The 20,463-nt window shown below is 73.3% G+C and carries 22 protein-coding genes; 11 read left to right on the top strand and 11 right to left on the bottom strand.

The genetic code is table 11. The features are described from left to right. The first annotated feature begins 8 nt into the window (after positions 1-8). Genes DAE25_RS03625 through ilvA form a run of 4 tightly spaced genes read left to right on the top strand, consistent with a single transcriptional unit; the run spans position 9 to position 4,349 of the window. Positions 9-329, top strand: a complete 321-nt coding sequence (locus DAE25_RS03625) for a YidH family protein (protein WP_107764812.1) — start codon at positions 9-11, stop codon at positions 327-329. Further along, a complete protein-coding gene (locus DAE25_RS03630; protein ID WP_107764813.1) occupies positions 326-1,735 on the top strand; it encodes a glutamate mutase L in 1,410 nt (469 codons plus the stop codon). Before DAE25_RS03625 ends, DAE25_RS03630 begins: the two co-directional genes overlap by 4 nt. A gap of 26 nt (positions 1,736-1,761) precedes the next feature. After that, positions 1,762-3,132 (top strand): AI-2E family transporter, encoded by a 1,371-nt coding sequence (locus DAE25_RS03635; protein ID WP_107764814.1) that lies wholly within the window; start codon positions 1,762-1,764, stop codon positions 3,130-3,132. Then, positions 3,129-4,349 carry a threonine ammonia-lyase gene (ilvA, locus tag DAE25_RS03640; protein WP_107764815.1) on the top strand — a complete coding sequence of 407 codons (1,221 nt, stop codon included), beginning with the start codon at positions 3,129-3,131 and terminating at the stop codon, positions 4,347-4,349. Before DAE25_RS03635 ends, ilvA begins: the two co-directional genes overlap by 4 nt. A gap of 200 nt (positions 4,350-4,549) precedes the next feature. Here the strand turns inward: ilvA and greA are convergent, their stop codons facing one another. Both greA and DAE25_RS03650 read right to left on the bottom strand, forming a co-directional pair. Next, positions 4,550-5,047, bottom strand: coding sequence for a transcription elongation factor GreA (gene greA, locus DAE25_RS03645; RefSeq protein ID WP_056886397.1), 498 nt, complete (start codon positions 5,045-5,047; stop codon positions 4,550-4,552). 234 nt (positions 5,048-5,281) lie between these two features. Further along, positions 5,282-5,710, bottom strand: a complete 429-nt coding sequence (locus DAE25_RS03650; protein ID WP_107764816.1) for a DUF4307 domain-containing protein — start codon at positions 5,708-5,710, stop codon at positions 5,282-5,284. 152 nt (positions 5,711-5,862) lie between these two features. On the opposite strand from DAE25_RS03650, the gene mca reads away from it, so the two are divergent. The 3 genes from mca (at position 5,863) to DAE25_RS03665 (ending at position 8,988) form a co-directional block, all read left to right on the top strand. Then, on the top strand, positions 5,863-6,720 hold the full coding sequence (gene mca / locus DAE25_RS03655; RefSeq protein ID WP_107764962.1) for a mycothiol conjugate amidase Mca: 858 nt from the start codon (positions 5,863-5,865) through the stop codon (positions 6,718-6,720). Between the two features lie 60 nt (positions 6,721-6,780). Beyond that, entirely contained in the window at positions 6,781-7,041 is a 261-nt protein-coding gene (locus tag DAE25_RS03660) for a hypothetical protein (protein WP_056886399.1), read from the top strand. Positions 7,042-7,269: 228 nt separating this feature from the next. Further along, the gene (locus DAE25_RS03665) at positions 7,270-8,988 is read left to right on the top strand and encodes a lipase family protein (RefSeq protein ID WP_107764817.1); all 1,719 of its coding nucleotides are present in this window, start codon (positions 7,270-7,272) and stop codon (positions 8,986-8,988) included. A gap of 52 nt (positions 8,989-9,040) precedes the next feature. Here DAE25_RS03665 and DAE25_RS03670 read toward each other — a convergent pair whose 3' ends face one another. Continuing rightward, on the bottom strand, positions 9,041-9,658 hold the full coding sequence (locus DAE25_RS03670) for a class I SAM-dependent methyltransferase (RefSeq protein WP_107764818.1): 618 nt from the start codon (positions 9,656-9,658) through the stop codon (positions 9,041-9,043). A 49-nt stretch (positions 9,659-9,707) separates the two neighbouring features. Here DAE25_RS03670 and DAE25_RS03675 point away from each other — a divergent pair, with 49 nt between their 5' ends. Then, positions 9,708-10,136, top strand: a complete 429-nt coding sequence (locus DAE25_RS03675; protein WP_107764819.1) for a rhodanese-like domain-containing protein — start codon at positions 9,708-9,710, stop codon at positions 10,134-10,136. 4 nt (positions 10,137-10,140) lie between these two features. Here the strand turns inward: DAE25_RS03675 and DAE25_RS03680 are convergent, their stop codons facing one another. Next, positions 10,141-11,133 (bottom strand): YihY/virulence factor BrkB family protein, encoded by a 993-nt coding sequence (locus DAE25_RS03680; RefSeq protein ID WP_107764820.1) that lies wholly within the window; start codon positions 11,131-11,133, stop codon positions 10,141-10,143. Positions 11,134-11,237: 104 nt separating this feature from the next. Here DAE25_RS03680 and DAE25_RS03685 point away from each other — a divergent pair, with 104 nt between their 5' ends. From DAE25_RS03685 to DAE25_RS03695, 3 genes are read left to right on the top strand one after another with little or no spacing between them, the layout of a single operon-like run. Next, complete coding sequence (locus DAE25_RS03685; RefSeq protein ID WP_107764821.1) at positions 11,238-12,593, top strand: ferredoxin reductase family protein; 1,356 nt, start codon at positions 11,238-11,240, stop codon at positions 12,591-12,593. Positions 12,594-12,632: 39 nt separating this feature from the next. Further along, complete coding sequence (locus DAE25_RS03690) at positions 12,633-13,136, top strand: FMN-binding protein (protein WP_107764822.1); 504 nt, start codon at positions 12,633-12,635, stop codon at positions 13,134-13,136. Next, positions 13,133-13,909, top strand: a complete 777-nt coding sequence (locus DAE25_RS03695) for an FAD:protein FMN transferase (protein WP_234410820.1) — start codon at positions 13,133-13,135, stop codon at positions 13,907-13,909. Before DAE25_RS03690 ends, DAE25_RS03695 begins: the two co-directional genes overlap by 4 nt. Positions 13,910-13,931: 22 nt before the next feature. On the opposite strand, the gene DAE25_RS03700 is transcribed toward DAE25_RS03695, so the two are convergent. The 7 genes from DAE25_RS03700 to DAE25_RS03730 form a co-directional block, all read right to left on the bottom strand. Beyond that, positions 13,932-15,047 (bottom strand): FUSC family protein, encoded by a 1,116-nt coding sequence (locus tag DAE25_RS03700; RefSeq protein WP_159083553.1) that lies wholly within the window; start codon positions 15,045-15,047, stop codon positions 13,932-13,934. Between the two features lie 67 nt (positions 15,048-15,114). Continuing rightward, positions 15,115-15,318 (bottom strand): YgaP family membrane protein, encoded by a 204-nt coding sequence (locus DAE25_RS03705; RefSeq protein WP_056886405.1) that lies wholly within the window; start codon positions 15,316-15,318, stop codon positions 15,115-15,117. Positions 15,319-15,387: 69 nt separating this feature from the next. Beyond that, on the bottom strand, positions 15,388-15,570 hold the full coding sequence (locus tag DAE25_RS03710) for a hypothetical protein (RefSeq protein ID WP_056886406.1): 183 nt from the start codon (positions 15,568-15,570) through the stop codon (positions 15,388-15,390). A gap of 76 nt (positions 15,571-15,646) precedes the next feature. After that, positions 15,647-17,821: an MMPL family transporter gene (locus DAE25_RS03715; protein ID WP_107764824.1), complete on the bottom strand. Its 2,175-nt coding sequence runs from the start codon at positions 17,819-17,821 to the stop codon at positions 15,647-15,649. A 70-nt stretch (positions 17,822-17,891) separates the two neighbouring features. Further along, on the bottom strand, positions 17,892-18,719 hold the full coding sequence (locus DAE25_RS03720; RefSeq protein ID WP_107764825.1) for a sulfite exporter TauE/SafE family protein: 828 nt from the start codon (positions 18,717-18,719) through the stop codon (positions 17,892-17,894). Beyond that, positions 18,716-20,095 carry an MBL fold metallo-hydrolase gene (locus tag DAE25_RS03725; protein WP_107764826.1) on the bottom strand — a complete coding sequence of 460 codons (1,380 nt, stop codon included), beginning with the start codon at positions 20,093-20,095 and terminating at the stop codon, positions 18,716-18,718. The genes DAE25_RS03720 and DAE25_RS03725 overlap by 4 nt, the downstream gene beginning before the upstream one ends. Continuing rightward, positions 20,095-20,412, bottom strand: a complete 318-nt coding sequence (locus tag DAE25_RS03730; protein WP_107764827.1) for a rhodanese-like domain-containing protein — start codon at positions 20,410-20,412, stop codon at positions 20,095-20,097. Before DAE25_RS03730 ends, DAE25_RS03725 begins: the two co-directional genes overlap by 1 nt. Between the last annotated feature and the right edge of the window lie 51 nt (positions 20,413-20,463).

Below are 20,463 nucleotides of genomic sequence, written 5' to 3' on the forward strand. Positions count from 1 at the left end.
GCACTGCCATGGCCGAGCCCGACATCCGCTTCACCCTCGCCAACGAGCGCACCTTCCTCGCGTGGGTGCGGACCGCCATCGGGCTGGTCGCGGCCGGGGTGGCGGTCTTCCACCTCTTCGACGAGTCGGTGGCGACCACGACGCTGTCCCTGATCCTCCTCGCGTCGGCGGCGCTCTCGGGCATCGCCGGCTTCTCGCACTTCCGCGCGGCCGACCGGGCCATCCGTCGTGATGAGCCGCTGCCGACCCACATCCTGACCCTCGCCGTGATGACCGCGGGCGTCCTCCTCGCTGTCGTGGCGGGCACCGCCAGCGTGTTCGTCGGATGAGCGGCCCCGGCGCAGCCGCCCCGGCAGGCACCGTCGTCTGCGTCGACTTCGGCTCCACGTTCACCAAGGCGGCGCTGGTCGACGTCCAGCAGGGCGCGATCGTGGCCGCCGCGAGCCACCCGACCACGCTGCCGGACGCCCACGGCGTCGGTGACGTGCTCGACGGGTACGACGCGTGCCTGGCGTCGCTGGCCGGCCGGGACGCCCGCGCCACGGACGCCGCGGTGCTGGCGTGCTCCAGCGCCGGCGGGGGACTGAGGATCGCCGTCGTCGGCAACGAAGAGCTCGTCACCGCCGAGGCCGGTCGTCGGGTGGCCCTGTCCAGCGGCGGCAAGGTCGTGGCCGTCCGGGCGATCAGCCGCGAGGACGACCTCGGCGACCTCGCCGAGCCCGACGTCGTGCTGCTCACCGGCGGCACCGACGGCGGCAACGCCGAGCCGCTGCTGGCCGCCGCGCGCGGGATCGTCGACGGTGGCTGGCGGGGACCCGTCGTGGTCGCCGGCAACGCGGAGGCCCAGACCGAGGTGGCCGCCGTGCTCGCCGGGCTGCCCGTCGTACTGGCCGACAACGTCGTGCCCCGCATCGGGGTCCTCGCCCCCGACAGCGCCCGCGCCGCGATCCGGGAGATGTTCCTCTCGCACGTCATCGGCGGCAAGCACCTGAGCTCGCGGGGGGACGACTTCACCGCGATGGTGCGGGGTGCCACACCCGACGTCGTCCTCACCGGCGTCGAGCTGCTGTCCCGCGGGCTCGGGCCCGAGCAACCGGGGGCGGGTGACGTCGTCGTCGTCGACATCGGCGGCGCCACCACCGACGTCCACAGCGTCGTCGAGCTCGACCCCGAGGACGCCGGCCTCGCCCGCGACGTCGTCGCCCTGACCCCGGTCACCCGCACCGTCGAGGGCGACCTCGGCATGCGCTGGTCGGCGGTCAGCACGGTCGAGGAGGCCGGCCTCGACCACCTGGCCGCGGCGGCCGCGCGGCGTCGTACGGATCCCGGCTTCCTGCCCGCCGACGACCCGCGTCACGAGGAGACCGAGCGCGAGGTGGACGAGGCCATCGCCCGGGCCGCGGTCGACCTCGCCCTCAAGCGGCACGCCGGTCGCAGCAAGGTCGTCGTCAGCCCCGAGGGGCGGGTGGTGGAGCGCACCGGCAAGGACCTGCGCGAGGTCGACCTGCTGGTCGGGTCGGGCGGCGTGCTGCGGCACGGCGCCGACGGCGTCGTACGACGCGTGCTCGCGCCCAGCACGGGCGAGCACGTCGAGGGCGGGTGGCAGCTGCCGCGCGCACCCCGGGTCGTCGTGGACCGCGACTACGTGCTCGCCGCCGCCGGCCTGCTGGTCGCCGAGCACCCCGCCGCGGCGCACCGGCTGGTGCAGCGACTGGCGAGCGGAGCCGGTGAGTAGCCTGCATCCGTGAGGGAGACGAACCGGTGAGCCCGGAGGACGTGGGCCGCGCAGGACCGGGCGGCAGTGCCACCAGCAGTGCCACCGGTGTTGGCGCGCCCGGCGGGGGAGTCTACGACGGTGACGAGGACTCCCGTCGCGAGCGGCTGACCTCGCAGCTCCTGCAGCAGTGGGCGCTGCTCCGGGCCGAGCGCCGCCCCGAGCCGGCCCCCATCACCACCGGGACCAGCAACTTCAGCCGCGCCCAGGTCCCGTGGGGGCTCGACCTCGCCGCGGCCTGGTCGTGGCGCCTCATCATCATCGCCGCGGCGGCGCTCGGTGCCGCCTGGGTGCTCGCCTACTTCGCCGTGATCACGCTGCCCCTGGCGATCGCGCTGCTGATCGCCGCGCTCGTTGGTCCGGCCGTCGACCGCCTGGAGGCGGTCCGCGTGCCCCGGTCCCTGGCGACGGGACTGGTGATGATCGTGGGCATCGCGGTCGTGGGGCTGCTGCTGACCTACGTGGGCCAACAGGTCGCCCGGGGTGCGCAGGACCTCGCCGCCTCGGTGGTCGAGGGGCTGGGCCAGGTCCGCGAGTGGCTCCTGTCGGGTCCGCTCAACCTCAGCGACAGCCAGCTCGACGGCTGGATCGAGTCGACCCAGCGGGCGATCACGGAGTCGACCGGGGAGGGCGGGGCCGTCACCCGGGTCACCGAGGTCGGGACCGTCGTCGGGCACGTGGTGGCCGGCTTCTTCATCATCCTCTTCGCGACCTACTTCTTCCTCGCCGACGGCGGCCGCATCTGGGCGTGGCTGGTGCACCTGGCGCCGCGGGCCGCTCGTGAGCACGTCGACGGGTCGGGGCGCGTCGCGTGGATCTCGCTCACCCAGTTCGTGCGGGCCACCGTGCTCGTGGCGATGGCCGACGCCATCGGCATCACCATCGTCGCCGCCATCCTGGGCGTGCCCTTCGTGCTCGCGATCGGCGTGCTGGTCTTCCTCGGGGCGTTCGTCCCGATGGTGGGCGCCACCGTCGCCGGCACCGTCGCGGTCCTCGTCGCGCTCGTCGACCAGGGACCCATCACGGCCCTGCTGATGCTCGGCGGGGTGATCCTGGTGCAGCAGATCGAGGGCCACATCCTCCAGCCGTTCCTCATGGGCCGCTTCGTCTCCCTGCACCCGCTCGGAGTCATCGTGGCCATCGGCTGCGGCGTGCTCGTGGCGGGCATCGCGGGCGCGCTCATCGCCGTGCCCCTGGCCGCCGCCGGCAACGCCGTGGTCAACCACCTGGCCCGCGAGCAGGAACCGGAGGACTACGAGTCGCCGGTGACCACCGACGAGGAGGAGCAGGAGGTCGAGGAGGGCCTCGACCGTGACGCGCAGGACGACCCATCAGGACGACGAGGAACACAGCAGTGACTGACCAGCCCACCGGACCCGTGACGCTCGCCGACATCGAGGAGGCGCGCGAGGTGCTCGCCGACATCGCGGTGCGGACCCCGATGGAGGAGTCGCGCTGGCTCTCCGCGCTGGCCGGGGGACCGGTCAGCCTCAAGTGCGAGAACCTCCAGCGCACCGGGTCCTTCAAGATCCGCGGCGCCTACGTGCGCATCTCCCGGCTCTCGGCCGAGGAGCGCAAGCACGGTGTCGTCGCCGCCAGCGCGGGCAACCACGCCCAGGGCGTCGCGCTCGCCGCGAGCACGCTGGGGATCAGGTCGACCGTCTTCATGCCCGAGGGCGCGCCGATCCCCAAGGAGAAGGCGACCCGAGGGTACGGCGCGGACGTGCGCTTCCACGGTCGCTACCTGGAGGACGCGCTCGTCGAGGCCCGTCGGTTCGCCGAGGAGACAGGCGCCGTGCTGATCCACCCCTTCGACCACCGCGACATCGTGGCGGGGCAGGGCACCGCCGGACTCGAGGTGCTCGAGCAGGAGCCCGAGGTCCGCACCGTGCTGGTGCCGACCGGCGGCGGGGGACTGCTGGCCGGCATGGCCATCGCCATCAAGGCCGCGCGACCGGACGTACGCGTCGTCGGTGTGCAGGCGGAGGGCGCCGCTGCGTTCCCGGAGTCGCTGCGGGTCGGCAGCCCGGTGCCGCTGCAGTCGATGACCACGATGGCCGACGGCATCGCGGTCGGCCGGCCCGGCGACATCACGTTCGCCGCGGTCCAGGAGCACTGCGACGACATCATCACCGTCTCCGAGGAGTCCCTCTCGCGCGCGCTGCTGGCCCTGGTCGAGCGGGCCAAGATGGTCGTGGAGCCGGCCGGGGCGGCGGCCGTCGCCGCGGTGCTGGACGACCCGACCGCCTTCGAGACGCCGGCCGTGGCCGTCCTGTCGGGCGGCAACATCGACCCGCTGCTGCTGAGCAAGGTGATCCGCCACGGGCTCGTCGCCGCGGGCCGCTACCTCTACCTCCGGGTCGTGATCCCCGACCTGCCCGGTGGCCTGGCCGGCCTGCTGCACGAGGTCGGCGACGCCGGTGCCAACGTGCTCGAGGTCGCGCACGAGCGGATCTCGCCGACCCTGGCCCTCACCGAGGTCGAGGTGCTGATCCAGCTCGAGACCCGGGGGTCCGAGCACGCCCAGACCGTGATGAACCGGCTGCGCGAGCGTGGCTACCGCGTCTACGCCTGACCCGGCTCACCGCGTCCGCGACTGTGCGTGGATGCACCGTCCCGGCCGCCGGGACCGTGCTTCCACGCACACCCGACGCGCTCCGGGCTGCCAGCGCGCCCGCCTGAGCAAGCACGAGGCCGGTCGGGCCGGGCCCGACCGGCCTCGTGGCGGTCACTGCTGGGGTACGACGACCTCGCGGGGAGGCGCGTAGCGGTGGATCAGGAGTGGTAGGGCTCCGCGTCGAGGATCTCGACTGTCACGGCCTTGCCGTTGGGGGCCTCGTAGGTGACGGTCTCGCCCTTGGACTTGCCGTTGATCGCGGCACCCATGGCCGACTGCGGGGAGTAGACGTCGAGCTTGTCGCCCTCGGCGAGGTTCTCGCGGGCACCGAGGAGGAACTTCTCCTCCTCCTCGAAGTCGGTGAGGCGGACGGTGACGACCATGCCGGGCTCGACGATGCCGTCGTTGGCCGGCGTCTCGCCGACCTCGGCACGACGCAGCATGTCCTCGAGCTGACGGATGCGGGCCTCCTGCTTGCCCTGCTCGTCCTTGGCGGCGTGGTAGCCGCTGTTCTCCTTGAGGTCGCCCTCGTCGCGCGCGGCGGAGATCTTCTCGATGATCTCCTGGCGGCGGGGACCCTTGAGGTCCTCGAGCTCGGCCTGGAGCTTGTCGAAGGCGTCCTGCGTGAGCCAGATGGTGCCGGCGTCCTGCGTCATGGGTGTACTCCTACGTGGATCGGAGAGCTGCGTGGATGCGACGATCCGCACCCAGCGTGGGTGGTGGTGGTGCTTGTCTGCGTACGTGCGGTGCGCTCGCGGCCGACGACGGGCCGGCGCTGCCGGTCGGGCAGGTCTGCCACATTAGCAACTGAAGGCTGCCTGCGCAGGTCCACAGCCGTCCCGAGGGGTGTGGGCGGGGGTGTGGGCGGGGGTGTGGGAGGGGGCCGCGGGTCAGCGCGGGCGCTGCTGGTCGGGGGTCGTGCACCCGACCAGCTCGACGCTGGTGGCCCGGCGCTCGGTGCGGACCTCGACCTCGTTGCGCCCGTCGGTGGGCGTGAACGCGAGCTCCCCGACGGTGCTGTGGTCCTCGGCCAGCGCGCGCACCCGGCAGCTCGCGTCGGCGCCCTCGCCGAGGTCCACCTCCACCACGGCGGTGGCGGCGTGCTCGCCCGCGACGTCGTAGGCGGTGAGCTCGGACTCGACCGCCGGGGTGCCGTGGAACCACGCCGCCCAGGCCACCCAGCCGACGAAGACCAGGGCGAGGACCGCGACCCCCGCGACGAGCGCCGTACGCCGCCACGGTGCGGGCGCGCCGTACCGCTCGGCCAGGTCGGTGGTCGACGTCGGGGCCGGCGGGGTGGTCGGCGGTGGTGCGTTCACGTCCCCAGCCTAGGAACTAGGCTCCAACCATGCCGCAGGAGACCCCCACCAGCACCGCCCGGTCCACGTTCGACGGCAGCCCCGTCCTCCCCAGGGCGGAGGACGCGAGCGGGTCCCCGGCCGGCCGCGGGCCGCGCGCCGGCCTGCGCCTGATGCACGTGCACGCCCACCCCGACGACGAGTCGAGCAAGGGGGCAGCGTCGACGGCCAAGTACGTCGCGGAGGGTGTCGACGTCCACGTCGCGACGTGCACCGGAGGGGAGCGGGGGTCGATCCTCAACCCCAAGATGGAGCGGCCCGACATCCTCGAGAACATCACCGAGATCCGGCGCCAGGAGATGGAGCGGGCCCGCGACATCCTCGGCGTGCGCCAGGACTGGCTGGGCTTCGTCGACTCGGGCTGGCCCGAGGGCGACCCCAAGCCCCCGCTGCCCGAGGGCTGCTTCGGGCTGGTGCCGGTCGAGGAGGCCGCCGAGCGGCTGGTCGCGCTGATCCGCTCCTTCCGCCCGCACGTCGTCACGACGTACGACGAGAACGGTGGCTACCCGCACCCCGACCACATCCAGTGCCACCTGGTGAGCGTGGCGGCCTTCGAGGCCGCGGGCGATCCCGAGCGCTACACCGACGCGGGGGAGCCCTGGCAGCCCCTCAAGCTCTACTACCACCACGGCTGGAGCTGGGCGAAGATCAACGCCCTCCACGAGGCGATGCTGGCCCACGACCTCGAGTCGCCCTACACGGAGCGTCTGGAGAACTGGGAGCGCGACCACGACTGGGACAACCGGATCACCACCCGGGTGCCCTGTGGTGACTACTTCGGGGTGCGCGACCAGGCCCTGCTCGCCCACGCCACCCAGATCGACCCGGACGGCTTCTGGTTCGCCATCCCGCGCGAGATCCAGCAGTCGACGTGGCCCACCGAGGACTACGAGCTGGTGGTCAGCCACGTCGACTCGCCCACCCCCGAGGACGACCTCTTCGCCGGCATCACCCCCGACCCGCAGTCGTGATCGCTGTCTGATCGCGGCCCTGATGACGCTGCGTGTGGGGGCCTGACGGATACTGGAGCCATGCTGGACCTGCTGCTGATCACGCTCACCGACAAGACTCCCGAGCCGGAGGACGTCAAGGCCGGTTGGACGGCGCTGATCATCTTCCTGCTGCTGGCCCTGGCGGTCGCCGGGCTCGGCTGGAGCCTGGTCCGCCAGCTGCGCAAGGCGCAGTCGGCCAAGGACCTGGGCCTCTACGGCGACGAGCCGGTCGACCGGGAGGCCGAGGCGCGGGCCCGGGCCGAGATGGACGCGGCCGAGCGGGACGAGCCCACCCGCTGATCAGCGGGCTGGCAGCAGCGCCCGTCCACCCGTCCGCGCGACGACCTCCTCGCGCTGGCGCGCACGGCGGGGGTGCTGCGCGCGCAGGTCGGCGGCTGAGCCGGGGACGGTTCGCCGGGCTGCGTGCGGGACCGGAACGGTCTGGAAGCCCGCCCTGTCCGGGCGCTACCGTGGTGGGCAGTCGTCTGGCAGGAGGCGCCGTTGTCGTCGTCAGCTGTGGGTCCTCGTGTGGTCGGCATCGTTGTCGGCATCCTCGCGGTAGCTCTGGGCGCGACGCTGGTGATGCGACCCTTCGCCTCGTTGGGTGTCCTGGTCCTCCTCATCGTGGCCGCCCTGGTGCTCCTCGGCGTGGGCGAGCTCGCGGGGGAGTCTCGTCCGTGGCGTCGATCCACCTTGCTCACCGCGGGAGCCTGGTGGGCCGCCGCACTGGCGATCCTGGCGTGGCCCGACATGTCGGTCCGGGCGGTCGCGATCATCGTCGGTGCCACCCTCGTCGTCGAGGGCGTCACCACGCTCGTGGCCGGCATCCGGGGAGTGGTGGACGGGCGCGCTGCCGCGATCATGCGTGGGGCGAGCGCGATCCTTCTCGGCGTCCTGGCCCTGTCCTGGCCGGACGTGACCGTGGTCGTCGTGGCCATCGTCTTCGGGCTGCGCGTGGTGTGGTTCGGCGTGACCTTGGCATGGGATGCGATCTTCGTCAGCCGCCGGGCCCCGACGACCGTGGAGGAGGGCGGGGGATCGCGGGGATGGCTCCGCCGCAGCGCCGCTCTGGTGGCCTCAGGTGTCGGGCTCCTCGTCGCACTCGCGCTGCTCGGCGTGAGCGCCACCCTGTCGGCCGCTGCGCCGACGCCCGACGCCTTCTACGAGGCCCCGGCCGAGGCGCCCTCCGAGGCGGGCCGGCTCCTGCGGGCGGAGCCGTTCGAGCGCACGATGCCCGAGAGGGCGCGCGCCTGGCGGACCCTCTACACGACCACTCGGGACGAAGGGCGGGCCGCGGTGGCCAGCGCACTGGTCGTGGTGCCGGAGACGACCCCGGACGCGCCCCTGCCGGTGATCGCGTGGGCGCACGGCACCACCGGTGCTGCCGAGGGTTGTGCGCCCACGATCGTCGGCTCCGGCCTGGAGTCGGGCGCCTTCTTCGCCCTGGACCGTGTGCTCGCCAACGGCTGGGCCCTGGTGGCGACCGACTACGTCGGACTGGGCACGGAGGGGCCGCACCCGTACCTCATCGGTGAGCCCGAAGGTCGCTCGGTGCTCGATGCCGTCCGTGCCGCGCGTGAGCTGGACGGGGTGGACCTCTCCACCGACCAGACCGTGGTCTGGGGCCACTCCCAAGGCGGTCACGCGGCGCTGTGGACGGGCATCCTGGCCCCCGAGTACGCCCCCGACGCGTCCGTCATCGGTGTCGCCGCCGCGGCGCCGGCCAGCAATCTCACCGGGCTCGTGGGCAACCTCGAGGAGATCCCGGGGGGCGCCCTGTTCGCTTCCTACGTCGTCGAGGGTTACACCGAGACCTACGACGACGTCGACGCCGCCGACTACGTCCGGCCCAGCGCCCGCATCCCCGTCGAGGAGCTCGCCGCGCGCTGCCTCGAGGAGCCGGGGACCATGATCTCGGTGGTGGAGTCGCTGTTGTTCGATCGCTCGGTGTTCGACCGCCCGCTGACCGAGGGGCCCTTCGGCGAGCGGTTGGACGAGAACATCGCGCGCGGCCCGATCGAGGTGCCGTTGCTGGTGGCGCAGGGGGAGGACGACCAGCTCGTGCTGCCCACTGCGCAGGCCGAGTACGTCGAGGAGCGCTGCGCCGACGGTGGGCAGGTGGAGTATCGCACCTACCCGGGCAAGGACCATGTCCCGCTCGTGGAGGCGGACTCGCCGTACATCGACGACCTCGTGGCCTGGACGCAGGACCGACTCGACGGCAAGCCGGCGCGCTCCACCTGCTGAGGTCTGGGCGCCCGCTGACGCGGCGGACCAGCCGGTCAGGGCCGGCGGCGCGTCACGCCCGGCGGAGCCGGAGGAAGCAGTCCCACGCAGTCCGCTCGGCCTCGGCGCCGTGTCCGTCTGGGGTGGTGACGACCCGGGCGACCCGCTCCGCGCGCTCGACGTCCACCGCGATGCCCTCGAGGTCGGCGAGCAGGTCCTCGGCGGTCATCAGCACGCGCGGGTCCTGGGGTCCGCCGGTGCCCTCCGCGAGGTTGGTGCTGTCGTGGCCGACCCACACCAGCGTGCCACCGGGTCGCAGCGACTCCACGACGTGTCGCACCGCCGCACACCGATCGGTCGCCGGCACCTGGAAGTAGGCGACGACCGCGAGGTCGTACCCCTCGCCCCGCCACGAGGTCGCGTCGGCACACACCCAGTCCACGGCACCGCCGGCACCGGGGTCACCCGCGAGCTGCCGACCCTTGTCCAGCGCGACCTGAGAGAAGTCGACCGCGGTCACGTCCCAGCCGCGCGAGGCGAGCCAGATCGCGTTGCGTCCCTCGCCGCAGGCCAGGTCGACGGCGCGACCCGGCGGCAGGTCGGAGCACTCGGCCTCGACGAAGGCGTTGGGCCCCCGCGACCACACGAGCTCGGTGTCGGCATACCTGGCGTCCCACTCGGCTGCGTCCATGGAGCCACGCTAGCCCCGTGGTCGTGGGTCGGCTTGCCATGATGGCGAGGTGATCCGCACCCTCCTGACCTCCCTGGCCCTGCTCGCCGTCCTCACGGGCTGCGCGAGCGACAGCGACCCCGAGCCGGAGGCGGCGACGACGTCGGAGTCGTCGACGGCCGGCGCCGAGGTCATGACCGCCGACGAGGCCAGCGCCCTCGTCGCCTCAGGCGCGACCCTGGTCGACGTGCGCAACCCCGACGAGTACGCCGCCGGCCACGTCGAGGGGGCGGAGTCGATCCCGTGGGAGTCCGGCGACTTCGACGCCGCGGTCGAGCCGCTGGACCGCGACGCGACGTACGTCCTCTACTGCGCCTCCGGCCGCCGGGCCGGCGAGGCCCTGGCGCGGATGACCGAGCTGGGCTTCACCGACGTCCACAACGCGGGTGGCCTCGAGGACGTGGCCGACGTCGTGGGTCCGGTCGTCACCGACGACTGATCCGTCAGTCCAGGTCGGGGTGGTCGCCGACCGTGCGCGCGTGCGGGCGCCCGGGATCGGCGAGCGCCGGGTCGACCTGACCGGCGCGCAACGCCTCGAGCTGGGCGCACACCGCGGTGCCGAAGAAGAAGGCGATCGAGGACAGCAGGGCCCACAGCAGCAGGGCGAAGACGCCGGCGAGCGGGCCGTACACGCTGCCGAACGAGCCGCTCAGCGACACGTAGAGCGCGAGCCCGACGGTGGCCAGCGCGCTGAGCACGACGGCGATGCCCGACCCCAGCGCCAGCCACGACAGTGCCGGCTGCCGCCGGCGCGGCGCGTGGTCGAGCAGCACTGCGATGGTGAAGACCAGCAGGGTGAGCCCGATCGGCCAGCGCAGCACGTTCCACCACTGCAGCGTCGTCTCCGACCAGCCGTAGTTGTCGGCCATCGCGTCCCCGAAGGCGCCACCGCCGACGATCATCAGGAAGCCGATGCCGACGGGGCCGGCGAGCACCCCGGTGAGCACCGCCGCCCGGCCGTACTTGGCCCGCGCCGCGCGGTCGCGGCGGATGCCGTAGATGCGGTTGGCGCCGCGCTCCACCTGCGCCATCGCGGTGGTCATCGAGACCAGTGCGAAGCCGAGGCCGAAGACGAGGGCCACCTCGCCGGCGCGCTCGGACTCGTCGGACTTCTCCACCGCCGAGGTCAGGGCGTCGCTGCTGCCCGCCCCGGGCGACAGCGAGTCGACCACGTGGGCCACGACCTGGGCGGGCCGCTCCTCGTCGAGGTCGGCGGCCAGCCCGGTCAGGGCCAGCAGGAACGGCACGACCGCGAGGCAGGCCTGGAGGGCGAGGGCGCGCGAGTTGGTGAAGCCGTCGCCGTACCGGAACCGGACGAAGGACTCGACCGCGATCTTCCTCAGCCCGTGCTGGCGGGCGAGGTGCCAGGCATCCATCGCGTCGAGCTCGTCACCGTCCATCTCGGTGGTGACGGGGACGGTGCGGGCGGTCGTCATGGACGCACCCTATGGATCGGCGCCGGGCGGGCCGGCGGCGGACCCACAGCCTCCTCACAGGTCCACCCCATGGGGGTGCCAGCAACGCGCACCAGCCTGAGCCCATGACCCCGAGCCGTGCCACCCTCGACCTGGCCGTACGCCGCGCGGCAGCGACCGTGCTCGGGGGTTCGCTGGCCCTGGTGACCTGGTGGTGGATCGACGGGGGCGGGCTCGGCGACCTGGCCGGCTGGACGTCGGCCCTGACGTCGCTCGGTCGCTGGACCGGGCTGGTCGCGTCGGTGCTCCTGCTCGCGCAGGTCCTGCTGATGGCCCGGGTGCCGGTGCTCGAGCGGGCGTTCGGCCAGGACCGGCTCGCCCACGTCCACCGGACCGTCGGCTTCACGTCGTTCAACCTGATGCTCGCGCACGTCGTCCTCATCACCTGGGGGTACGCCGCGGGGTCGCTGCTGCGGTGGCCCGCCGAGCTGTGGGACCTCACCCGCACCTACCCGGCGATGCTCCTCGCGGACGCCGGCTTCGTGGCCCTCGTGCTCGTCGTCGTCACCAGCGTCCGGGCGGCCCGGCGACGGCTGCGCTACGAGTCGTGGCACCTCATGCACCTCTACGCCTACCTCGGGGCCGGCCTCGCGCTGCCCCACCAGCTCTGGACGGGGCAGGAGCTCGTGTCCTCGACCGGGCGCGCGGTCTTCTGGTGGACCGCGTGGGGCGCGGCGACGGGCGCCGTGCTCGTCTGGAGGGTGGCGCTGCCGGTGAGCCGCAACCTGCGCCACCGGCTGCGCGTCGAGGAGGTCGTCGAGGAGGCGCCCGGGGTGGTGTCGGTCGTCGTGACCGGTCGCCGGCTGGACCGGCTCCCGGTGCAGGGCGGCCAATGGATGAGCTGGCGCTTCCTGGGACGCGACGGCTGGACCCGGGCCAACCCCTACTCGCTCTCCGCCGCCCCCGACGGTCGTCGGCTGCGGATCACCGTCCAGTCGGTCGGTGACGGCAGTGGCTCGACCGCCACGCTGTCCCGCGGCACCCGGGTGCTCGTCGAGGGTCCCTACGGCCGGCTCAGCCCCCGCAGCAGGCACGGCGACAAGGTCGCGCTGATCGGAGCGGGCGTCGGCTCGGCGCCGCTGGTGGCCCTGGCCGAGGAGCTCGCCCCGGCCGGTGACGTCGTGGTGCTGCACCGCTCGAGCGGGCCCGGTGCCTTCACCGCCGACCTCGAGCGCCTGGCCGCGCGGGGCGTGCGTGTCCTGCACCTGCCCGGTCGTCGGCGCGGCCCCCACTCGTGGCTGGGCGACGCCCACGCCGGCCGCTACAGCGACCTGGTCGCCCTGCGGCACTGGGTGCCCGACATCGCCGGACGCGACGTCTACGTCTGCGGTCCGACGCCCTGGGCGGACCTGGTCGTGGCCGACCTGCGCCGGGCCGGGGTGCCCGAGACCCACATCCATGTCGAAGCCTTCGGCTGGTGACGAGATGAGGACGTGTGACGAGATGGGACTGGTGACGAGATGAGACGGATCGCCCTGTGGTTCGCCAGCACGGTCGCCGTGCTGATGCTGCTCGCCGGCTACCACACCTCCTTCGCCGGCCCGCTGGCCGTGACCAGCACGACGTCGGTCTACAGCACCGGTGTCCTGGCCGATCCCGCCACCTCCGGGCCGTCCACCGCACCGGCGGCGGGTAGCGGCACGACCTCCGGGAGCGCGGGGTCCGGCTCCACCGACGGCACCGCGGCCAGCACCACCGTGACCGGCGACACCGTGCAGACCCGCTGGGGTCCGGTCCAGGTCGAGGTGGGTGTCGCGGGCTCGCGGATCACGGGCGTCTCGGTGCTGCAGTACCCCGACGACAACCCCGAGGACGTCCGGATCAACGACTACGCGCTGCCGATCCTCGTCGACGCCACCATGACGGCCCAGGGTGCGGACATCGACATGGTGAGCGGGGCGACGTACACGAGCGTCGGCTACCAGCAGTCCCTGCAGAGTGCCCTGGACCGGGCGGGGCTGTGAGCGCCGCCCGTACGACGTCCCGGGCGGCCACGTGGCGCGACGTCGTCCACGTGATGGGGCTGCCCGTCAGCGTGGCCCTGCGCGGCCGGCACGCCGGTGACGACGTGGCCCGCGCCGCCTGGGCGCAGGTGCAGGCAGACCTGCGCGAGGTCGACGCGGTGTTCAGCCGCTACCGCGACGACTCCTGGGTGAGTCGCCACAACGCCGGGCGTGCCGACCTCGCCGACGCGCCGCGCGAGGTGCGCGAGGTGCTCGCCCTCGCTGAGGAGGCGCGCACGGCCTCGGAAGGGGCCTTCGACGTCTGGCGACCCGGCCCGGACGGGCGCACGCTGCTCGACACGGACGGGGTGGTCAAGGGGTGGGCGGTGCACCGCGCCTCCCGGCACCTCGTGGAGCTCCCGGGGACCGACTCCTGCCTCGGTGGGGGAGGTGACGTCGCGTGCTGGACCGCCGACCCCGGCGGGGAGCCCTGGCTGATCGGCATCGAGCACCCGCACGACCCCGCCTCGCTGGTGGCCCACGTCCCCTGCCGCCGGGGCGCCGTGGCGACCTCCGGCGCGGCGCACCGCGGCCAGCACGTCGTGGACGCGCGCAGCGGCCGGCCGCCGACCGACGTCGCGTCCGTCACGGTCGTCGCCGCCGACCTGACGGCGGCCGACATCGACGCCACTGCGGCGTACGCCCACGGCCCGGGTGCCCTGTCCTGGCTGCGCGCGCGCCCGGACCGGGGTGGGCTGGTCGTCTGGGCCGACGGCCGGGTCGACGTGGTCTGACCCGTCGCGTACGCCGCGGGCGTCAGGACGCAGACGCCACGTCCGGCCCGCCCGGGAGACGCACCGGCAACCGTCGCCCACCGATCGGGTTGGCCTCGGCGACCACGTCCATGGCGTCGATGATGTTGCGCAGGTTGATGATCAGGGCGCCGTAGACCGGCCACTCGGCCGATCGCTCGGTCGTACGCATGCTCTCGCTGAACGCCTCGAGCCGCTCGCGCACCGCGCGCATCGCGTCCGGGTCGGCAGCACTCGCGGCCCGTCCCGTGTCGCCGAGCATGTCGATCCACGGGAGGGCGAAGTCGTCGCCCCACGTCTCCTTGTGCGCCGACTGGCTGCCCAGGGTGCGGGCCAGGCTGCGGGTCTCGGCGACGGACTGCTCCATGCGCCGGAGCAGGCCGTGCCACTGCTGCGGGTCCTTCATCGGCCGTGCGGAGCGGCGGGGGTTCATCCGGGCGCTCTCCTGGGCCTGGCGCACCAGCGACCACGCCTGGTCGAGGTCGCCGTCGAGGTCCCGGCTGCGGTCGATCCACGCGTCGACGTCCTCGTCCTGGCAGCCGTCGCCGAGACCGCCGGCCATGTCGACGAGCAGCACGCCGATGTTGTCGTCGATCCGGTCCATCGCCTCGGCCGCCGTACGACGCCGCAGCGGCGGCCACACGATCACGTTGACCAACAGCCCGACCGCGACCCCGATCGCCGTGTCGAGCAGCCGCGAGATGAGGAGCACGTCGCTCTCGAACCCGGTGGTGAGCACCACGAGGCCGGTGGCGGCGATGGTGGTGGCCTCGGCGCCCAGCCACGGGACCACGCCGAGCACGAGGGCCACGACGAGCAGCGCGGCCACGGCCCAGGTGCTCAGGCCCATCAGCTCGCCCACGACCGTCGCCAGCAGGACCGCGACCACCGTGGCCGCGACCTGCTGGGTGCCCTTGGAGAACGTCCGGTAGACGGTCGCGTGCACGACCAGCAGGGCGGCCCAGGGGGCCAGGAAGGGCTGCGGCAGGTCCAGCACGCTGGCGGCCAGCACCCACGCGGTGACGGCGGCCAGGACCGTCTTGAGGAGCTGCAGGACGTCGTTCCACCAGATCGGGTCGCCCAGCCGGGCGTCGATCCTCTCCCTCAGGTTCATGCTCATCCGAGCGACCATACGGATCGCATCGGGCATCTCCCGATTCGTCCGATCCGGATGGGTGACGGACGGGTCAACGGAAGGCGCAGCCGGTCGAGAGGCCGAGCCGGCGGAAGATCGTCGCGGCCGGGCACACGCCGGTGACGCTGGACTGGAGCAGGTTGAGGCCGACGAACGCGGTGAGCAGCAGCCACCACGTCGAGACGAGGGCGCTCAGCAGCACGCTCACGAGGATGACGGTGCCGGCCAGGGAGAGGACGGCGCGGTCGACGTTCATGGGGGTCTCCGATCGGGGGGTGGGTGGGGGGACGCTCGGGGGAGGGCATCCCCCCACCCGGTCAGGGGGTCAGCGGCCGAAGATCTTCGAGAGGAAGCCGCCGCCGGACCCGGCGGCCGCCTTCTCGGCCGGCGTGTGCTGGCCGTTGCACCAGTCCTTGGCGGGGACGCCCGCCTTGACCTGGCCGACGTGCTGGCCGCAACCGGCCCAGGTGGTCTTGCCGCAGGTCTTGCATCGGGTTGCTCGGCACATGGTGGTGCTCCATTCCTGTGAGGGGGATCTGTGCGGGGTGTGACGGGTGGGGTGTGGCAGGTGCGGTGCTGCGGGGTCAGCCGTGCGAGAAGGTGATCTTCGGCAGCACCCGGGTGAGCCAGCGCGGGCTCCACCAGGCGGCCTTGCCGGTGAGGCGCAGCATGACGGGCAGCAGCACCAGCCGGACGAGGAAGGCGTCGAGCAGGACGGCGACGCCCAGCACGATGCCCATCTCCTTGGGCGGCAGCGGGCCGGACAGGGCGAAGGTGAAGAACACCGCGACCATCACCGCGCCGGCGGCGAAGATCACCCGGCCCGAGTGGGCCAGCGAGCCCACCATCGCCTCGCGGGGGTCTCCCGAGCGCTCGTAGTGCTCCTTGGCCGACGCCAGCAGGAAGACCGTGTAGTCCATCGCGATGGCGAAGATCATCGCGAAGAAGAACACCGGGGCCCAGGCGTCGAGGAAGCCCTGGGACTCGAACCCGAGCAGGTCCGCGCCGTACCCCTCCTGGAAGACCAGACGGGCGACACCGAAGGCCGCGGCCGTGGACAGCAGGCTGGCCAGGGTCCCGAGCAGCGAGATCAGCGGGGCCTGGAGGGCGACCAGCAGGAGCAGGAAGCCGAGGGCCAGGACGACGCCGATGACGAGGGGGGTGGACTCATCGAGCTGGGTCTTGAGGTCGAGGTTCTCCACCGCGGCGCCGCCGACCAGGGCCGACTCCGGCAGGTCGTCGCGCAGCCGGTCGACGGTCGCGCCGAGCTCGGGGTCCGAGGGGTCGACGGTCGGCACGGCCTGGATGAGCACCAGGTCACTGTCGTCGGCCGCGGGCTGGGCGGGCATGGCGCCGGCGATGCCGGGGTCCGCGGCCAGTGCCTCGCTCGTGGCGTCCGCCTCGGAGCGGTTCGCGACCACCTGGAGGGTGCCGGGAGCGCCGTCACCGAAGGCGTCCTTGACCTGGTCGTAGCCGACGCGCGCGCTGGCCTCCTCGGGCAGCACCTGGATGGAGGGCATGGCCGTCCGGAGGCCGAGGACCGGGGCGGCCAGGGCGAGCAGGACGATGAGCGAGGCCAGGCCGAAGGCCACCGGACGCTTCCAGAGGCGCTCGCCCCAGGCCGCGAACCGCGGCGAGCGGTGCTCACCGGTGTGGACCCACTTCAGGGCCAGCTTGTTGATCCGGTGGTCGAGCTTGAAGAGCACGAGCGGGAGCAGCGTCAGCGTGGCGGCCAGCACGAAGGTGACCGCGAGCATGATGCCGCCGGCCATCGACCGGAAGGCGGGCGAGGGCACGAGCATCACGGCCGACAGCGAGACGAGCACGGTGATGCCGGACAGCAGGACGGCCTTGCCGGCGGTGTCCATCGTCTCCGCGATCGCCTGCCGCGGGGTCTCGTGGTGGCCCATCCGGGCCGCCCGGAAGCGCACCACCAGGAAGAGCGCGTAGTCGATGCCGAGCGCGAGGGCGAACATCATCGCGAAGTTCATCGCCCAGATCGAGACGGGCACGAGCTCGTTGATGAGCACCAGGGAGCCGGCCGAGGCGACGAGGCCGGCGAGGGTCAGGATGAGGGGCAGGCCGGCGGCGACGAGGGCGCCGAAGGCGAGCACGAGGATCGCCATGGTCACCGGCCAGGAGATCATCTCGGACTTGAGCATCGCGTCGAGGTTGGCCTCGTTGAAGTCCGACCAGAGCAGGGAGGCGCCGGTCGGGTTGACCTCGATGCCGTCACCGGAGAGGGCTTCGAGCTCGCCCTTGATGTCGTCGGCGACGCGCACCATCTCGTTGGGGTCGGCACCCGCGCCGGCCAGGATCACGGCGGTCTCGCCGTCCTGGCTGAGGGAGGCTCCCGGCTGCGGCGCGATGACGTCCGCGATGCGCGGCTCGTCCTCGAGCAGGGCGGTCGCCTCGGCCAGCACGTCCTGGCCGCGACCCTCGGTCACCGGGCCGTCGGCGCTGTGCACGACGACCTGGATGGCCGAGCTGGCGTTGCCGCCGAAGCTCTCCTGGGCCAGCTCGCGCACGGCGACGGACTCCGAGCCGTCGGCCTGCCAGCCGGCGCCGGACAGGTTGGCCTCGACCTTGGGCGCGAAGGCGCCGAGGCCGACGATGAGCAGCAGCCACACGCCGGCGGTGATCCGGCGGTGGTGGGTGACCCACACACCGAGGCGGCCGAGGGGGCCGGGGCGGTAGCCGAGGCCGTCGGGGTCGGGGGAGGGAAGGGCAGCGTGGCGGCGGGTGGCCGTCGACGTCATGGGAAGGCTCTCTCTGCTCGAGGATCGTGGGTTCAGGTCGTGCGGGAACGGGGTCGTGCTGGATCGGGGGTCAGACGAGGGCGGGCAGGGCCTGGACGGCGGTGTACGCCGCGACGGCCAGGACGAGCCCGGTGAAGGCGGCCGACAGGCGACGGGTGTCCGCCCGGTCGGCGATCCGGGCGCCGACGACGGCGGCCACGGCCGCGGCCGCGGTGAGTGCGACGACCGGCCACCAGTCGGGGGCCACGCCGCTGCCGGCGCGGGCCAGCAGCGCGACGCCGCTGGTCAGGGTGATGACGACGAGCGACGTGCCGGCGGCGTACTCCATCGGCAGGCTGAGGGCCACGAGCAGCGCCGGGACGACGAGGAACCCGCCGCCCACGCCCAGGAAGCCGGTCAGCAGGCCGACGGCCGTCGCAGTGACGAGCACCTTGAGGGCCCGCGGGCACTGGCAGGCGAAGGTCGGGCTGAAGGTGATGATCGGGTCGTCGAGGACCGGTCGCCGGGCGGTCCGGTCGGCGGGGTCGGCGTGCCGGCCGCGCCACTGGCGCACGGCGAGGAGGGTGCCGACGGCGAGCATCAGCACCGCGAAGGCGCCGAGCAGCACCGCCTCGGGGACGGCGGCCGAGGCCCGTGCCCCGGCGATCGCGCCGCCGGTCGCGACGAGGCCGAAGGCCACTCCGCGGGCGAGCAGGACGTTGCCCGCGCGGTACGCCGCGACGGCCCCGACGAGCGACGTCACCCCGACCACCACCAGCGACCCGGTGGTGGCCTGGGCTGGGCTCTGTTCGAGGGCGTAGACCAGCACCGGGACCGCCAGGATGGAGCCGCCCCCGCCGAGCGCGCCCAGGCTGAGCCCGATGAGCGCGCCGGCGACGACGGCGAGGAGCAGGGTCACGCCTCGGGCCCCACCAGGTGCAGCCCGACCTGCTCGGCGTTGTCGAAGGAGTCGTCGATGGCGACCAGCGAACGGCCGGCCGCGTCGAGCATCGAGGCCGCGACGGAGGCGCGGTAGCCCCCGGCGCAGTGCACCCACACCTCGCCCGCGGGCACGTCGGCGAGGCGGTCCCAGAGCTCGTGGAGCGGGATGTTGACCGCCCCGTCGATGCGCGCGGCGTCGTGCTCGTCCGCCCGGCGCACGTCCAGGACGACCACCTCGCGGTGGTGCCGCACCTGGGCGAGGTCGGCGAAGGTCGCCGTGGCGAACGAGCTCAGCTCGCGGTCGCTCCAGTCCTCGGGCTTGCCGGTCGCGTGGGCGGCCGGTCGGTCGATGCCGATCCGGACCAGCTCGCGCTGTGCCTCGGCCACGTCCTCGGCGGTCTCGCCGAGGAGGGTGATCGGGGTGCCCCAGGCGACCAGCCAGCCGAGGTACGTCGCGAAGCCGCCGTCCAGCCCGAAGTTGAGCGTGCCGGGTGCGTGGCCCGCGGCGAACGCCGTACGGCTGCGCAGGTCCACCACCCACTCGCCGGCCTCGATGCGCCGCCGCAGCTCGGCCGCGTCGGCGACCGCCGGGGCGGAGAGGTCGGGCTCGGAGGGCCCGGCGGCGTTGGCCGGGGCCATGTGGGCGTAGTAGGCCGGCCACGGGCCGAGGCCGGCCAGCAGCTCGTCGACGTAGGTCTGCTCGTCCTGGGTCAGGACGGGGTTGGCCTGCTTCTCCCGGCCGATGGTCGAGGAGCTCGCGTCCGACTGGGTGGCCGAGCAGAACGAGCCGAAGCCGTGCGTCGGGAAGACCTCCGCGTCGTCGGGCAGCAGCTCGGCCAGCCGGTGGGCGGACGCGTGCTGGTGGCGGACCAGGTCGTGGGTGTGGTCGGGACCGAGGAGGTCCGGGCGACCGGTCGCGCCGTACAGCAGGGAGCCGCCGGAGAAGACGCCGACCGACTGGTCGAGTCCTGCGCCGGTGTCCGTCAGGGCGTAGGAGAGGTGGGTGAACGTGTGGCCGGGGGTCGCCAGCGCGGTGACGCGCATACGTCCACCCACCTCGACGACCTGTCCGTCCGCCAGGGGGGTGCGGATGAAGGACACGTCGTCCTCGCCGTTGACGAGGTACTGGGCACCGGTGCGCTCCGCGAGGGCGAAGCCGCCGGTGACGTAGTCGTTGTGGATGTGGGTCTCGAAGACGTGGGTGAGGCGCACGCCGTGCTCGTCGAGCAGGGCGAGGACGCGGTCGATGTCGCGCTGCGGGTCGACCACGAACGCGACCTCGCCGTCGTGCACGAGGTAGCTGCGGTCGCCGAGCGTGGGCGTCTCGATCGGGACGATGGTGAGGTCGGCCATCACAGACCCACCCCCACCGAGCGGCCGGACTCGATCCAGCCGCGGGTGCCGCCCGCCACCGACACGGCGTCGAAGCCGGAGGCGACGAGGAGGTCGGTCATGGCCTTCGAGCGGTTGCCCGAGGCGCAGATGACGTGGACGCGGGCGGACCGGTCGATCTCGTCGAGGCGGGAGGCCAGCTGGCCCATGGGCAGGAGGACCGCACCGGGCACGTGGGCCTGGGCGTACTCCGCCCGCTCGCGGACGTCGATGGTCACGCCGGAATCGCGCTCGGCGGCGTACGCCTCGAGCGAGATCTCGGGAGTCTGGTCGGACATGCGGTTCCTCTCTGCGGTGCGGTTCTCGGGCTGTTGAGAAATACCCTAGGG

Source organism: Nocardioides terrigena (genome assembly GCF_003047265.1).
In the GTDB taxonomy this organism is placed as follows: Bacteria; Actinomycetota; Actinomycetes; order Propionibacteriales; family Nocardioidaceae; genus Nocardioides; species Nocardioides terrigena.